The 15,823-nt window shown below is 65.5% G+C and carries 13 protein-coding genes and 2 riboswitches; of the genes, 2 read left to right on the forward strand and 11 right to left on the reverse strand.

Annotation, left to right across the window (positions count from 1 at the left end):
* The first annotated feature begins 66 nt into the window (after positions 1 to 66).
* On the forward strand, positions 67 to 354 hold the full coding sequence (locus AAE027_RS20630; RefSeq protein ID WP_370988648.1) for a YciI family protein: 288 nt from the start codon (positions 67 to 69) through the stop codon (positions 352 to 354).
* A 314-nt stretch (positions 355 to 668) separates the two neighbouring features.
* On the opposite strand, the gene AAE027_RS20635 is transcribed toward AAE027_RS20630, so the two are convergent.
* From AAE027_RS20635 to AAE027_RS20670, 8 genes are all read right to left on the reverse strand, one after another.
* A complete protein-coding gene (locus tag AAE027_RS20635; protein WP_370988649.1) occupies positions 669 to 1,661 on the reverse strand; it encodes an ABC transporter ATP-binding protein in 993 nt (330 codons plus the stop codon).
* Positions 1,658 to 2,647, reverse strand: coding sequence for an ABC transporter ATP-binding protein (locus AAE027_RS20640; protein ID WP_370988650.1), 990 nt, complete (start codon positions 2,645 to 2,647; stop codon positions 1,658 to 1,660). The genes AAE027_RS20635 and AAE027_RS20640 overlap by 4 nt, the downstream gene beginning before the upstream one ends.
* 19 nt (positions 2,648 to 2,666) lie before the next feature.
* Positions 2,667 to 3,590: an ABC transporter permease gene (locus AAE027_RS20645; protein ID WP_370988651.1), complete on the reverse strand. Its 924-nt coding sequence runs from the start codon at positions 3,588 to 3,590 to the stop codon at positions 2,667 to 2,669.
* On the reverse strand, positions 3,587 to 4,528 hold the full coding sequence (locus AAE027_RS20650) for an ABC transporter permease (RefSeq protein WP_128934789.1): 942 nt from the start codon (positions 4,526 to 4,528) through the stop codon (positions 3,587 to 3,589). Before AAE027_RS20650 ends, AAE027_RS20645 begins: the two co-directional genes overlap by 4 nt.
* Before the next feature lie 17 nt (positions 4,529 to 4,545).
* The gene (locus AAE027_RS20655) at positions 4,546 to 6,150 is read right to left on the reverse strand and encodes an ABC transporter substrate-binding protein (protein ID WP_370988652.1); all 1,605 of its coding nucleotides are present in this window, start codon (positions 6,148 to 6,150) and stop codon (positions 4,546 to 4,548) included.
* Between the two features lie 490 nt (positions 6,151 to 6,640).
* On the reverse strand, positions 6,641 to 8,074 hold the full coding sequence (locus tag AAE027_RS20660) for an NAD-dependent succinate-semialdehyde dehydrogenase (RefSeq protein WP_370988653.1): 1,434 nt from the start codon (positions 8,072 to 8,074) through the stop codon (positions 6,641 to 6,643).
* Between the two features lie 168 nt (positions 8,075 to 8,242).
* Positions 8,243 to 9,676 carry a PepSY domain-containing protein gene (locus tag AAE027_RS20665; RefSeq protein WP_370988654.1) on the reverse strand — a complete coding sequence of 478 codons (1,434 nt, stop codon included), beginning with the start codon at positions 9,674 to 9,676 and terminating at the stop codon, positions 8,243 to 8,245.
* Positions 9,677 to 9,691: 15 nt separating this feature from the next.
* The gene (locus AAE027_RS20670) at positions 9,692 to 12,049 is read right to left on the reverse strand and encodes a TonB-dependent receptor (protein WP_370988655.1); all 2,358 of its coding nucleotides are present in this window, start codon (positions 12,047 to 12,049) and stop codon (positions 9,692 to 9,694) included.
* 115 nt (positions 12,050 to 12,164) lie between these two features.
* Positions 12,165 to 12,365: riboswitch (cobalamin riboswitch) on the reverse strand.
* A 72-nt stretch (positions 12,366 to 12,437) separates the two neighbouring features.
* Between AAE027_RS20670 and AAE027_RS20675 the strand changes: the two genes are divergently transcribed.
* Positions 12,438 to 13,010, forward strand: coding sequence for a histidine phosphatase family protein (locus AAE027_RS20675; protein WP_370988656.1), 573 nt, complete (start codon positions 12,438 to 12,440; stop codon positions 13,008 to 13,010).
* Positions 13,011 to 13,016: 6 nt separating this feature from the next.
* On the opposite strand, the gene cobT is transcribed toward AAE027_RS20675, so the two are convergent.
* From cobT to AAE027_RS20690, 3 genes are read right to left on the reverse strand one after another with little or no spacing between them, the layout of a single operon-like run.
* A complete protein-coding gene (cobT, locus tag AAE027_RS20680; RefSeq protein WP_370988657.1) occupies positions 13,017 to 14,069 on the reverse strand; it encodes a nicotinate-nucleotide--dimethylbenzimidazole phosphoribosyltransferase in 1,053 nt (350 codons plus the stop codon).
* Between the two features lie 10 nt (positions 14,070 to 14,079).
* Positions 14,080 to 14,829 (reverse strand): precorrin-6A synthase (deacetylating), encoded by a 750-nt coding sequence (gene cobF / locus AAE027_RS20685; protein WP_370988658.1) that lies wholly within the window; start codon positions 14,827 to 14,829, stop codon positions 14,080 to 14,082.
* A 46-nt stretch (positions 14,830 to 14,875) separates the two neighbouring features.
* Complete coding sequence (locus AAE027_RS20690; RefSeq protein ID WP_370988659.1) at positions 14,876 to 15,553, reverse strand: energy-coupling factor ABC transporter permease; 678 nt, start codon at positions 15,551 to 15,553, stop codon at positions 14,876 to 14,878.
* 37 nt (positions 15,554 to 15,590) lie between these two features.
* Positions 15,591 to 15,810, reverse strand: a riboswitch (cobalamin riboswitch).
* Positions 15,811 to 15,823 lie beyond the last annotated feature (13 nt).

The following is a 15,823-nucleotide window of genomic DNA, read 5'->3' on the forward strand; positions in this document are numbered from 1 at the left end:
CACGTCAAGTCCGGACGGCCGCCGCTCGCGGCCGTCCCAAGAACTGAAGCAAGAAACGGAGACATCATGCTGTTCGCCATTCACGCCGTCGACCGCGCCGGCGCGCTGCCGACCCGGCTTGCCAATTACGACGCCCACAAGGCTTTCCTGGGCGACACATCGCGCTTCGGCGTCAAGATCGTGATGTCGGGGCCGCTCGTTTCCGACGACGGCGCGACCATGATCGGCAGCCTGTTCCTGATCGAGGCGCCCGGCCGTGGCGAAGTCGAAGCCTTCAACCGCGCCGATCCCTTTGCCGCCGCCGGCATCTGGGAAAAGGTCACGATCACGGGCTTCCTGCGCCGGCAGGGTTGAGGCCGGCCAAATCAAAAACGCAAAAACAACCCCATGCACAGTAGAACGGGGTTGTTTTTGCATACAAATTTCCGTCGCGTCGAGCGCGCTTTAGCTCGTCGATCGCAAAGCGCAATGGCTTCAGGTTCAATCGATTCCGGGGCGGCTCGTTCACCTCTCCCGCTCGCGGGAGAGGTCGGCGCGCAGCGCCGGGTCAGGGCTTTCTCCTCTAGGGGACTGTCCCATTGCGGAGACACCCTCTCCCCAACCCTCTCCCGCAAGCGGGAGAGGGAGCGCACCTTCGGTGCAGCAAACAAGCCTGATCTCATCACGCTTTAGCTGCTCGTCGCCGGCGCCCCCTCTTCGAGATGACAGGCCACCCACTGCTCGGCTCCAATCGCGCGAAGCACCGGCTCCTCGGTCCGGCAGCGATCGAAGACGAAGGGGCAGCGGGTGTGGAAGCGGCATCCGCGCGGCGGATTGATCGGGCTCGGCACGTCGCCTTTGAGGATGATGGGATGGCGCTGGGCGCCGGGCTCGGGCAGCGGCACCGCGGAGAGCAGCGCCTTGGTGTAGGGATGTCTCGGTGCCGCAAAGATCTCGCGGCGCGGGGCGACCTCGACGATCTTGCCGAGATACATCACCGCGACGCGGTGCGTCATATGCTCGACGATCGCGAGATCATGGCTGATGAACAAGAGCGCGAGGCCGAATTCGCGCTGGAGATCCTGGAGCAGGTTGACGATCTGCGCCTTGACCGAGACGTCGAGCGCGGAGACCGCCTCGTCGCAGACGATCAGCTCGGGCTCGGCCGCCAGCGCCCGCGCGATGCCGATGCGCTGGCGCTGGCCGCCGGAGAACTCGTGCGGCCGGCGGTTCAACGCCTCGCGCGGCAGGCGCACGGTATCCATCAGCGCGGTGACGCGCAGCTCGAGGTCTTCCGCGGACTTGGCGAGACCGAAATTGCGGATCGGCTCGGCCAGGATGTCGCGCACGCGCATGCGCGGATTGAGGCTCGAGAACGGATCCTGGAACACCACCTGCACGCGGCGGCGCATCTGGCGCATCGTGCTCGGCGCAGCGTCGTCGATCCGCTGGCCGTCGAGGATGACCTGTCCCGCAGTGATGTCGAACAGCCGCAGGATGGCGCGGCCGACCGTCGACTTGCCGCAGCCGGACTCGCCGACCAGCGACAGTGTCTCGCCGCGCGCGATCTCGAACGACACGCCGTCGACTGCATAGACGAATTCGGACTTGCGGCCGAACAGGCCGGTCTTGACCGGAAAGTGCTTCTTGAGGTCGTTGACCTGGAGCAGCGGAGGACTCATGCCGCGACAGCTCCCTTGGCCGCATAGTGGCAGGCGGCGATGTGACGGGGCCCCTTCTCTTCGAGTCCCGGCGCATATTGCCGGCAAAGATCGGTCGCAAGCGCACAGCGCCCGGCAAAGACGCAGCCGGTGATGGGCTTGCGCAGATCAGGCACCTGCCCCGGGATCTCGGCGAGCCTCGTTGCCGTCCCGGCGAGCGAGGAGCCAAGCTTTGGCACCGCGCCGAGCAGGCCCTGCGTATAGGGATGGCGCGGCGAGCGAAACAGCTCGGCGACAGGCGCTTCCTCGACCTTGCGGCCGGCATACATCACCATGACGCGTTCAGCGATTTCGGCGACGACGCCGAGATCGTGGGTGATCAGGATGATGGCCGCGCCAACCCGGCGCTTGAGGTCCAGCATCAGCTTGAGAATTTGTGCCTGGATGGTCACGTCGAGCGCCGTGGTCGGCTCGTCCGCGATGAGGAGCTTCGGATTGCAGGCGAGCGCGATGGCGATCATGACACGCTGGCGCATGCCGCCGGAGAGCTGGTGCGGATATTCGCGCACGCGGCGCTTCGGCTCGGGAATGCCGACCAGCGTCAGCATCTCGATCGCATGCGTCTCGGCAGCCTGCTTGTCCAGGCCCTGATGGATCATCAAGGTCTCGCGGATCTGGCGCCCGACGGTGAGGACCGGGTTCAGGCTCGTCATCGGTTCCTGGAAGATCATCGAGATGTCGTTGCCGCGGATGGCGCGCATCTCACGATCGGACAGTTGCAGCAGGTCCCTGCCCGCAAAGCGGATGGCGCCGGCGATCCTGCCCGGCGGCTCCGGGACGAGCCGCATCAGCGACATCGAGGTCACCGACTTGCCGCAGCCGGATTCGCCGACGATGGCGAGCGTCTCGCCTTCGTTGACATGGAAGGACACGCCGTCGACGGCGCGGTTGATGCCGCCGGGGGTGCGGAAATGGGTCTGGAGGTTCTCGACTTCGAGCAGCGCCATCGCGATCAGCCTCGATACATCAGAGGCTCTTGGCCATGCGCGGATCGAGCGCATCGCGAAGGCCATCGCCAAGCAGGTTCACGGCGAGCACGGTGACGGACAGGAACGCCGCCGGAAAGAACACGATGTAGGGCTTGACCTGCCACAATGCACGGCCCTCGGCCATGATGTTGCCCCAGGACGGAATGGTCGGCGGCGTCCCGGCGCCGATGAAGGACAGGATCGCCTCCGTGATCATGGCGCTGGCGCAGATATAGGTCGCCTGCACCAGCATCGGCGCCACCGTGTTGGGCAGGATGTGGCGCAAAATGATCATCGGCGTGCGCGTGCCGCAGGCGACGGCTGCGTCCACATAAGGCTGCTCGCGCAGCGACAGCACCACGCTGCGCACGAGGCGCGAGACGCGCGGGATTTCCGCGATGGTTATGGCGAGGACGACGTTGCCGACGCTGCCGCGCGTCAGCGCCATCAGCGCGATCGCGAGCAAGATCGGCGGGATCGACATCAGCCCGTCCATGAAGCGCATCAAAATGCCGTCGGCCCAGCGGATGAAGCCGGAGACCATGCCGATGGCGAGGCCCGCCGCGGACGCGAAGATCGCAACCGATAGCCCGACCGTGAGCGAGACCCGCGCGCCGAACAGCACGCGCGAATAGATGTCGCGGCCGAGCACGTCAGTGCCGAACCAGAAATCGGCCGACGGCGCCCGGGTGCGCTTGGCCGGCGCCAGCGCGGTCGGGTCGACCGTTCCGAGATGGGCTGCGAAAATCGCGATCAGGACCAGCGTCAGCAGCAGCGCGCCACCAATCGCGACGGTGGGATGGCCGCGCAAGAGCCCGATGAAGCCGCGCCGGATCGTGACCGGCCGCAGGATCTCGGGCAGTTGCGGCGCGACGACGAGGCCGGCGGGAAGCGATTGCGAATTGACGGTCGTATCGGTCAATAGCGGATCCTCGGGTCAACGAGCGTGTAGATGACGTCGATCATCAGATTGACGAGGACGTAGACGAAGCTGAACAGCAGCACGATGCCCTGGATGACGGGATAGTCGCGGCGCAGGATCGCATCGATCGTGAGCCGGCCAAGGCCGGGGATCGCGAACACGCTCTCCGTGACCACCGCGCCGCCGATCAGGAGCGCGATGCCGATCCCAATCACCGTGACGATCGGCACCGCCGCGTTCTTGAGCGCGTGAATGAACAGAATGCCGCCCTGCCCGAGGCCCTTGGCGCGCGCGGTGCGGATATAGTCCTGCTGCAACACTTCGAGCATGGCCGCGCGGGTGATGCGCGCGACCAGCGCGATATAGACGCAGCCGAGCGCGATTGCCGGCAGAATCAGGTTCTCGAGCCATGGCCAGAAGCCTGCCGTGAGCGGCGTATAGCCCTGCACCGGAAGCCATTCCAATTCGAGCGCGAAGACGTAGGCGAGCATGTAGCCGACCACGAACACCGGCAGCGAAAAGCCGAACACGGCAAAGCCCATGATGGCGCGGTCGATCAGGCTGCCGGCCTTCCAAGCCGCCACTACACCGAGCGGCACCGCGACCACGATCGTGAGCAGGAGCGTGACGATCATCAGCGACAGCGTCGGTCCGAGGCGCTGGCCGATCATCGCCGACACCGGCAGATTGGTGAAGATCGAGGTGCCGAGATCGCCGTGCAGGATGCGCCAGACCCAGCTTCCGAACTGGACCAGGAAGGGACGGTCGAGGCCGAGGCTCTGGCGGATGCGCTCCACATCCTCCGGGCTCGCCTGGTCGCCCGCGATCACCACGGCGGGATCGCCCGGCGCGATGTAGAGCAGGCTGAACACGAACAGCGCGACGATCGCCATCACCGGCAAGGTCGCGACGATGCGACGGAGGATGTAAGAGAGCATCTGGCTTCAGCGCACGATCATGCGGACTTCGACACGCCCCAGAAGAACGGCAGCGGCCCCTTGGTGATGCCGGAGACGTTCTTGCGCCAGGCCGTGTAGGTCAGGAAGAAGCCTGTCGGCGCATAGACGACATCCTCGAGCGCCGCCTTATTGACCCGCCCGATCGCGGCCTTCTCCTCCTCGAGATTCTTGGCGTCGAACCAGGCCGAAATCTCCTTCTCGGTGTTCGGGCTGTTGGGCCAGCCGAACCAGGCCTTGTCGCCGTTGGCACGGATGGCGGTGTAGGCGGCGGGCGTGATGCAGTCGGCGCCGGCATGCCAGCTGTGGAACATGTTCCAGCCGCCCTGTCCCGGCGGCGTCTTCGCCGCACGGCGAGAGCCAACCGTGCCCCAATCGGTCGCGACGAAGTCGACATTCATGCCAAGCCGTTTCAGGAGGTCCGCGGTGACGTCGCCTTGCGCCTTCGTGATCGGCTGGTCCTGCGCCACCAGACACGTCACCGGCTGGCCGGAATAGCCACTCTCGGCCAGCAGCTTCTTGGCGGCATCGAAGTCGCGCTTGCCCTTGAGAATCTCGCCGCCCAGTTCGCTGTAGAGCGGCGTGTCCGGCGTGAAGAAGCCCGGCAGCGGCTTCCACAGTGCGGTGTCGTCGCCGACGATCGCGCGCATATAGTCTTCCTGGCTGAGCGCCATCAGCACCGCGCGCCGCGCCCGCACGTCGTTGAACGGCGCGAACAGGTGGTTCATGCGGAACGAGCCGATATTGCCGAGGGGATCGCCGATGTCGACGCTGATGTTCTTGTTCTTCTTCAGCACGGGCACGAGATCGGCGATCGGGTTCTCCCACCAGTCGACCTCGCCGTTCTGCAACGCAGCCGCCGCGGTCGCCGGGTCCGGCATCACCACCCACTCCACGCGATCAATCAGGATCTGCTTGCCGCCCGCAAGCCAGGATGCTTTCTCTTGCCGCGGCACGTAGTCGGCGAACTTCTCGAACACGGCTTTCGCGCCGGGCACCCATTCGCCCTTGACGAACTTCATCGGACCGGAGCCGACATAATCGGTGATCTGCTTGAACGGATCGGTCTGTGCGATGCGCTCCGGCATGATGAACGAGCAAGGCGAATTGTTCTTCGCCAGCGCGTAAAGCATCTTCGGATAGGGCTGCTTCAGCACCCATTTGAAGGTGCGGTCGTCGACAGCGGTCAATTCCTGCTGGAGCGCCTTGATCATAAGGCCCATCGGATCGCGGGCCGCCCAGCGGGAAAGGCTCGCGACGACGTCCTTGCTCAGCACCGGCTCGCCGTCATGGAACTTGAGGCCAGGCCTTAAGCGGAATGTCCAGGTCCTGCCGTCGTCGGAGGTCTCCTCGGACTCGACCATCTGCCGCTGCGGCTGGAGCGAGGAATCGATGCCGTAGAGCGTATCCCAGACCATCGCGGCAGCATTGCGCACGACGTATTGGGTGCCCCAGATCGGATCGAAATTGGCGAGGTTCGCTTGCGGCACGAAGCGCAACGTGCGCGCCGCCGCGCCTTGCGACAGCGCAGGGGCCGAGAGGCCACCCGTCAACGCCAGGCTGCCCGCGCCAGCCAGTCCCTTCAATACGGTCCTGCGATCCATGAAGTCCTCCCACTATTGCCGTGATGCCGGCCATCATTGGCCAAGGGCAGGTGAAACCTGCCCGTTGGCGTGCAAATGGTATGCCACTAACTGCGCCTTCGCCAGCGGCGATTTGGGGGGACTTCGCGCCTCCTTGCAGACGCTGCCGCGATCAAGCGCGGCGCATCGCTGCCACGGCATGTTTTGCCGTAGCTTTTCGTTTCCTTAAGCGCTCGCCAGAAGGATGCAGGCAACGCTGTATGCATCCGCGAAGGGACTTGCGGTGGTGGCGATCACGGCCACCGGCCGCGCGGATGTGCCTTGTCGCTGTCCGCGCGGGCAAAGGATCGCAGCCAGGGCAATCGCGTATGGTATTTTGAGCGGCCTGAGCGCGCGCCTCGAAGGATCGCCGCAGGGAAGTCGCCTTCAAATGCGATTGCCTTGGGATCGCAGGGGTTAGCCTTTGCAGACTGCGCCTCGCACAGTCGCAAGGCTAACCCTTACACCATTCTTACGCGCTCGCCTGGGTGACGAACTTCGTATTGAGGTAACCCTCGATCGCTTCGAGGCCGCCTTCGGAGCCGTAACCGGAATCCTTGATGCCGCCGAACGGCACTTCCGGCAGCGCGAGGCCATGGTGGTTGATCGAGACCATGCCGCTCTCGATGTCGGAGCCGATCGCCTGCATCGTCTTGGTCGAGGTGGTGTAGGCATAGGCTGCAAGGCCGTAAGGCAGACGGTTCGCTTCCGCCACCACCTCGTCGTAGCTGCGGAACGAGGTGATCGGCGCGAGCGGTCCGAACGGCTCCTCGTTCATGATGCGCGCATCGCGCGGCACGTCGGTCAGCACGGTCGGCTCGAAGAAGAAGCCTTCATTGCCGATACGCTTGCCGCCGGCCTGCACCTTGGCGCCGCGCTGGACCGCGTCGGAGACCAAGCCCTCCATGGCTTCGACGCGGCGCGGGTTCGCCAGCGGCCCCATGCGGGTGTCCTTGTCGAGGCCGTTGCCGACCTTGAGGCTCTTGGCCGCCGCCACGAACTTGTCGACGAAGGGCTGGTAGACGCTTTCATGCACGAGGAAACGCGTCGGCGAGACGCAGACCTGGCCCGCGTTGCGGAATTTGTTGGCCGACAGGATTTTTGCGGCGTTGTCGAGATCAGCGTCGGCGAACACGATCGCCGGCGCATGACCGCCGAGCTCCATGGTGACGCGCTTCATGTGCAGGCCGGCGAGCGCAGCCAGATGCTTGCCGACCGCGGTCGAGCCGGTGAAGCTGATCTTACGGATGATCGGATGCGGAATGAGATATTCCGACACTTCCGCCGGCACGCCGAACACCAGCTGGACGACACCGGGGGGAATGCCCGCGTCAGCATAGGCGCGCACCAGCTCCATGCAGCTTGCCGGCGTCTCTTCCGGTCCCTTGACGATGATCGAGCAGCCGGCGGCGAGCGCGGCCGAGATCTTGCGCACGGCCTGGTTGATCGGGAAATTCCAGGGCGTGAACGCGGCGACCGGGCCGACCGGCTCCTTGGTCACGAGTTGTGAGACGTTGCCCATCCGCGGCGGCACGATGCGGCCATAGGCGCGGCGGGCCTCCTCGGAGAACCAGTCGATGAGGTCGCCGGCCAGCATGGTCTCGCCCTGGGCTTCCACCACCGGCTTGCCCTGCTCCATGGTCATCACCGGCGCGATCTCGGCGGCGCGCGTGCGGATGATGTCGGCCGCTTTCCGCATCAGCTTGTAGCGGTCGAACGGCGAGGTCTTGCGCCAGACCTCGAAGCCGGCCTTGGCCGCCTCCAGCGCGCGGTCGAGGTCCGCACGCGAGGCGTGCGGGGTCTTGCCGATCGGCTGGCCGGTGGCGGGATTGAGGATGTTCTCCGACTTGCCGGACGTGCCGTCGGTCCACTCGCCGGCGATGAACATCTGAACTTTCGGGTACATCCTTGCTGCCTCCTGCATGATTTTCGGTCTTCGACGGGTTGCTGCCGCCGCTTCGAGCGAGCGCAGAGCTACACCGAAAGGCGGCCGGCGAAAAGGCGTCAATGACGATAGGGCAAGGCATTGCTGATCTGCCGACCCGACCGTATCGAGCCGCAGTTGCGCCTTAATTCAGGCTGCCAGCGACGACCGCAAGCGCCGCCAGCCGATGACGATGCCGGTGATGGAGAAGGTCAGCCCGAGCGTGCAGAGGCTGACGATCACCACATCACGCAGCCGCGGGTGGGCCAGCAAGACCGGGAAGTCGAGCGTGTGCAACGCGCTGTAAAGCCAGCGGTAGGCGCGCCGCGACGGATCCAGTCTTTGCAGCACGCCGCCGTCGCCGCCATCGATGTCGAACCAGAGGTCGCCGTCACAGCGCGAGCGGTAGACCGGTGCACCCGGCGTTGTGGATGGCGCGGGGTAGTCGTCGCTATCAGGAAGGACGGACGGTAGGCCGCAGCCGACTGCAAAGCGCCCCATCAGAGCCTGAATCTCGTGCACATCAAGGAATCCCGCCAGTCCATCGCGCGGCGCATCCCCTCTCCTGCTCAAGGTCTGACGGCCGAGGGCGACCCGATCGCGCCGATAGACTTTGCCGTTGAAGGCGAACCATTCGGCCTCGCGCGCCGCGGGAGATATCGGTTGCCGATCGAGCGATGGGGCCTCCCTCCAATCCGGCGAGGCGTTCATCAGGCCGGCCTCTGCCGGCGTCAACTGGCCGCGCGAGAACAGCCGGCCATGATCCATCGAGAGCCAGCCGCTGAAGATCCAGGTCAGCACGAAGACCGTCGCTGCGAGGCCAATGAGGTGATGCAGCGCATGCCAGCCACGGTAAGGTGTGGAGATTTGCCTCTTGGAAATCCTGATCCGCGCGATCCCGAGCACGGCGCCCAGCACAGCCGCGATCAGGGCCAGCAGCGCCAAGGTCCAGACCACGCGGTCCCACAGGGACCAATTGCTGCGCAGGACGGTCGGATAGATCCAGTGCAGCACGCTGCCGACAAGATTCCAGCCGCGCTCGCTGCGCGTCGTATCAAGCACGATCTCACCGGTCGACGACGAGACGTAGACTTCCGTCCCCGCAGCATCGCCGAGGGCCACGCGAAACAGCGGGCGATGGCGATCGAAGCCGTTCGGCACGCTCCACTGATCGTAGTCCGAACGCCCGACGATCGTCGCATGCGAGGCATCGATCTCGCGCTGGCGCGCATGAGCCTGCGCAATAGCCAGTGCGACATCAGCGGATTTCACCGACGCATCGTTCCCGTCGGCCGCACTGATCGCGCGCTGACGCGAGGGACCCGAGACGATGTAGACTGTGCCGTCGCTCCGCTGGAGCAGCCGAACGCGCGTGGCATCCGCGATCCCGCTCGCAGCAATGGCGTCCGCGATCGATATCGTCACTTCTCCGCGATCCAAAGGCGCGAGTCCGGCAAATCGCTCTGCTTCCGTCAGGGACGGAAACGGAACGAAGTGCATCACGATCCCGCTCGCGAACCACATCGCGAACAGCAGGCAGAACGCGATCCCGAGCCAGCGGTGCGAGAGGACGATCGCGCTCATCTTATGCTCGCGGCCTCACCATTTGAACGCCGCCGAGATCTCATAGGTGCGCGGCGCGCCCAGGAGGATCTGGTCTGGATAGAACGGATCGCCCCAGATCGCGTAGCGCTTGTCGGTGATGTTGCGGACGCGGAAGGTCAGGCGAGCCTGGTCGACCGCATTGAACACCGCTTTGGGGATGTCGACGAAGGCATAGACGTCGGCGACGGTATAGGCCTTCATCGTCACGACGTTGGCATCGGTGTTGTAACGGTCGCCGACATGGCGGCCGGTAATGCCGAGCTCCACCGGCCAGGGCGTGAAGAAGCGCCAGGATGCGCCGGCGTTGGCCACGATGCGCGGCACGTTCGGCGGCGTATTGCCGGAGAACGAGCCGCCTGCAAAGTTGTAGTCGGCATAGCGCGCATCGACATAGGCGATGTTGCCCCAGAGACGCAGGGGCTCGATCGGGCGCACGGCCCCCGCGAGCTCCACGCCCTTCGACTCCTGCCGCCCGGCGATGTTGAGCTGCATGCCGCCGGCTGCGGCATAGACGTTCTTGCGCACGATGTCGTAGGCGGAAAACGACCACTCCGCCCGGTTGTCCCAGAACAGGTGCTTGACGCCGGTCTCATAGGTGCGCGCGGTGGTCAGGTCGAGCGGCTGGGTGGGTGCGAGCAGGAAAATGTTGTTGGCTGCGATATCGGCGCCGGTGGCGTACTGGCTGAAGAAGGTCAGGCCAGGAACGGCCTCCCAGGTGTAGCCGATGCGGCCGGTGACCGGCGCCCAGTCTTTCGTGAAGGGAAAGCCGGCCTTCTCTAACCCGTTCTTGTCGGTCGAGTTGCGGTCGAGCCCGATGTGCTCGACACGCAGGCCCCCGATCAGCGCGAAGCTGCGGGTCAGCTTCAGCCGGTCCTCGAACGACAGCGCCTCGTTGTCGATGCGCGCGGTCTGCTGCTGTGTCGTGAGCAGACCATAAAAGCCGCGGTTGGGATCGACCAGCGAAACGGAATCGCCGGGAAAGTTTGCCGCGCCCGGCCTTATGAAATCGAGATAGCTCGACGAGAGCGTCGTGACCAGCCGGTTGTCCAAGCCCGCGATATCAGTGTCCCAGATCAGGTCGGTGACGTTGCCGACCAGACGCTGGCTGTGTGCGACATAGAAGCGTTCGCGATCGACCAGGTTCGTCGTGGAATTGAACGCCTCGATCTCGTTGTTGAACCAGGTGCGCTCTGCGCCGTAGCCATAGGTTTGGCTTTTCAGCGTCAAATCGGGCGCGAGCTTCAGCTCGAAGCCGCCGCGCAGCCAGACCTCCTGGGCGACGTTGCGATTGTCGAGGACGTTGTAATTGGTGTTGAAGGTACGATCATCGATGGTGACGGCACCGAGATTGGTTCCGTTGTAGTTCGAGACGTAATTGCCGGAGACGATGCCGCTCGTGGCGTGCGAGCCGCTGAAGGCGATCGGCACCAGCGGCGCGCCCCAATAGGCCTTCGAGCGATCCTCCCGATATTCGATCGCGCCCCAGACCTTGAGGCTGTCGGAGATGCGGTAGTTGAGCTGGCCGGACGTGTCGAACGTCTTGACATTGGTATCGTCGGCAAAGCCGTTGAGCGTGGAACGGCTGATGTCGAAGCGGTAGTCCAGCCCCTGCACGTTGGTGCTGCCGCCGGAGCCGTAATGGGCGCGGAACGAGTTCAGGGAATCCCAGGAGAAGTCAGCTTCATTCCGGATCGGTCCGGTATGCGGCTGCTTGGTGACGAAGTTGATCGCGCCGCCGGCAGCGCCCTCGCCCGAGATCAGCGAGGCCGGGCCCTTCAGGAATTCCACGGCCTCGAGATTGGCGGTATCCGCGATCCGCGAGGTCATGTTCTGCGGACCGATCTTGATGCCGTTGTAGAGCGTGTTGATCTGGCTGTTGGTGAAGCCGCGCATGGAGAAGGCCGAAGGTTCAGCCGGGTTGTCGCCGGAGGTGACACCGACTGCGCCCTGCGCCACCTCGGAGACAGTGCGATAGCCCTGCTCGCGCATCGTCTCGGCCGAAATCACCTCGACGGTCGCCGGCGTTTCACGCACGGTGAGGCCGAGCCGCGAGGCGCTTTCGGCGACCGCATTGCTGTTGAGCGGCGTTGCTGCCGCGGCGGCCGGCGCGACAGGCTTGGGCGCTGCGGACGCGGCCGCCGGTCTGCGTGCAGCTGCACGGCGGGCGCTCTGCGCCTCCCGGCCCGCCGGCTTGGCCTGCTTGCGGGATTGCGCCGGCGACACCTCGACCGGCGGCAGGGGTTCGCGGGCCTGCTGCGCCAGTGCGGCAGATACATCCGCGGCGGCTAGTGACGCAAGAGCTGCGGAGGCAAGCAGGAAGCGGCGCGGTCGTACAATGCGGGTGGAAGACACGGTTCGAAACCTCGGTATGACGTCAGTGGCACGTCACAGCGAACGAGGTCTCACCCTGGGCTAATCAGCCGTCCGATGAAGCCGAATGTCTGTACTCCCCGACCGACATCTTCGCGTGTGACCACGGCTGACGGCAGGTCTCCTGGCTCGCGGGTCGTGACCGCTTCGTCGCCTTCCCGGGACCGAGGACCCAGTGGCTTCTGACGAAGGATTCACCGCTTACAGTTGCGGGGGCAGCCGCGGCATTGGGGCAATGTCCCCGCACCGCATTCCCTTTTCATCCCCTCTCGGGGAAACCGTCGAAGCCATCTAGGATTACGACCAAGACAGAGTCAATGTGCAAGCTGCGGCGTTATTGCCACAACAACCAACTTCCTCGGAGATGAGCGTGGAAGGCGAGACCTTCCTCTGGCTGATACGGCATGCACCGGTCGACGGCGTCACAGGGACGATCCACGCGGCTGACGCGCCGGCCGATCTCGGCGATCGCGCGCAATTGCAGGCCCTGCGGCAGTGCCTGCCGCGAGGCGCTGCGAGCTATGCCAGCCCGTCGCGGCGCACGGTCGAGACCGCCCAGGCGCTGGGACTCGCGCCCGAGCTGATGCCCGAATTCAGTGAACAAGATTTTGGCGCATGGACCGGCCGTCGGCATGACGAGATCGGCGCGGCTGGCGACGAGGCCTATGCGCAATTCTGGAGCGATCCGGCGCGCGGACGTCCGCCGGGCGGCGAGAGCTTTGAGGATCAGGTCACGCGCGTCCGGCTTGGGCTCTCGCGGATCGGCGCGGGCTCCGCAGCGCTCGTCGTGCATTCCGGCACGATCCGCGCTGCGCTCTGCATCGCGCTGGATCTGACACCGCACGCCGCCTTGCGCTTCGTGATCGATCCGCTGTCGCTCACCCGGATCGACCGGCTCGCCACCGGGTGGCGCGTCGTTTCCGTCAATCAGCGATTGGCCTGAGCCGGGTCAGGCCGGGCGATCCGGTACATTGGCCTGCGCAAACGTCGCCATGCCGTTGTGGAGCGCGCAAGCCGACCGCACCAGCGGCAGCGCGATCGCGGCGCCCGATCCCTCCCCAAGCCTGAGATCGAGGCTGATCAGCGGCTGCACGTTCAGCGCACGCAGCACCAGCCGATGCCCCTGCTCTGCCGATTGATGCGACGGCAGCAGGAACGGCCGGCACGACGGGTTGATCCGCACCGCCGCCAGCGCCGCCACCGACACGATGAAGCCGTCGATCAATACAGGGATGCGGCGTTGCGCAGCTGCAATGATCGCGCCTGAGATCGCCGCGATCTCGAGACCGCCGACGGCGCACAGGATGCTTTCGGGCGAAGCCCTCGCAATGCCATGGCGCGCAATCGCGGCATCGATCACCCGCGCCTTGTGCGCGCGTCCGGCCGCATCGATGCCGGTGCCGCTGCCGGCGATCTCCTCGGCGCTGATGCCGAGCAGGCTCGCCGCGATCGCCGCCGAGGTCGTGGTATTGCCGATGCCCATCTCGCCGAAAATCAGCAGATCGGGCTGATTGGCTGCTGCGCGCGCAACCGCGCGCTGACCGGCCTCAAACGCGAATGCCAGTTCCGCAGGTTCGAGCGCAGCTTCCACGCTGAAGTCGCGCGTCCCAGAGCGCGGCTTGTCGGTGACGATTCCCGCCATCTCCTCCTGCGCCAACGTGCCGGCGTCGACCACCTCCAGGCTGGAGCCAAGCTCGCGCGCCAGCACCGAGATCGCGGCGCCGCCGGAGGCAAAATTCGCCATCATCGCAATCGTCACGGCTTGCGGATAGGCCGACACGCCCTGCGCGACGATGCCGTGATCACCGGCGAAGACGATGATCGGCACGCGCGCGGCACGAGGAGATTCCGTCGCTTGCAGGCCCGCAAGCTCGATCGCGAGCTGCTCGAGCCGGCCGAGCGCGCCGGTCGGCTTTGTCAGTTGCGCCTGACGCGCGATGGCTGCCTCGCGATGATGCGCGGAGATCTCGGGACACTGTTGGTAGACCCATTCGGGGAGCATGCTGCCTCGCTTAACGCGTGCGCTTGAGAATGTAGCTGTCCATGATCCAGCCATGCCGCTCGCGCGCCTCCTGCCGCAACGCGACGATGCGCGGACCGACCTCAGCCAGCGCGCCGGACATGACGATCTGATCGGGCATGCCGAGATAGGCGCCCCACCAGATCTGAAGCCCGGCGGGATCGAGCGACTGGAACGCCGTGCCGCCGTCGAGCATCACCACCACGGTATCGGTGCCCTGCGGCCAGCCGCCTTCGCGCAAGCGCCGCCCCGTCGTGACCAGGAACGGCTCGCCGATGTCGTTGAGCGGCAGCGCATGCGCCGCGCACAGCGCCTGGATCGAGGTGATGCCAGGCACGACCTCGATATCAGGCAAGGGATCGAGCCGCCGCGCAATGCGCAGCGAGGAGTCGTAGAGCGAAGGATCGCCCCAGATCAGCAGCGCAACCTTGCCCTCGCCGGCGAGATGATTTGCGATCGTTTGCGACCAGGTCGCGGCCACCGCATCGTGCCAATCGTCCACGCCCTTGCGGTAGTCCGCCTCAGTCGCGTCACGCACCGGCAAGTCGAACTCGGCGATGCGCGTGCTCTCGCTGGTGAGCACGTCCGCGCAGATCGTCCGCCGCAGATCCGCAAGATCGGATTTCGCCGTCCCCTTGCGCGGGATCAGGACGAGATCGGCGGCGTTGATGGCTTGGATCGCGGCGCGCGTGAGCTGCCCGGGATCGCCGCAACCGATGCCTATCAGGGAAAGCGTGAGCATCGCGAGCGCGAAGGGCGGCCGCGCCGGCCGCCCGTTCGCTTGTCTCTTAAGCGGCGTTATGCAGGCGCGGCGTGACGAGGCCGGGCGCGGTGACGCCACGCAGCCATTTCGCCAGCGCCAGCACGGCGAGATCGGCGAGCGGCTCGATCACGATGACCAGCGCATAGGATGCTGCAAACGTCGCGATATTGGCGAGATTGGTCGCGCCGAAGCCGGAGCCATACAGCGCCCAGAACGCCACCCAGGCGACGATGCCGGACTGATAGGCGGTCGAGAGCGCCAGCGCCTGGCGGTATTGCAGATCGACGTAAGCCGTGTTGCGCGGAATGATCCGCGTCGCCAGCGCCTGGATCGCAAACAGCGGCACCAGAAGCGTGGTGACGTTCATGCCATATTGCGGCAGGTCGGTCGGCACGAAGAAGACGCCCTGGAGCAGCAAGCCGAACGCAAGGCCGAAGGCGGCGGGCGCAGCACCGAACAGCAGGAACAAGGTCGAGCCGAGGATGAAGTGCACCTCAGAGACGCCGACCGGGAAGTGCGGCAGCACCTGGAAGAAAGTGAAGACGAGGCCGGTGGTGGCGAGCGTGCGCGTCGCGAACGAGCCGATGCCCTGCTCGCGCACGGTCTCGACCGCGAGTTTCAAGGCAACGCCGCCTGCGGCGATGCCGGTTGCGTAACTCAACACGAGCTTGGCGCCCGTCACGATCCCTGGTTCGATATGCATGGTTCAGATCCTTCCTGCCGTCACACCCGACGGCCTTGGCCTCAAATCGTGCAGGGCCGGTCTCCTGGCTCGCGGTTCACTGGGGTTCTCCGGCCTTCCCGAGCCTTGCGGCCCAGTGGCTGATCGGAGCCCCTCACCGCTTACAGTCGCGGGGGCGGCTGGGGTTTTGAGCGCCGCAATTGGGTCCGCCCATCCCCATTCCCGATTATGCTCCGGCGCTTTGCGCCGCGTCGAGCACCATGCCTCTCCTGTGTGCCCCTTTCGCGAGCC

This window comes from Bradyrhizobium sp. DN3 (genome assembly GCF_041357655.1).
Taxonomy (GTDB): Bacteria; Pseudomonadota; Alphaproteobacteria; order Rhizobiales; family Xanthobacteraceae; genus Bradyrhizobium.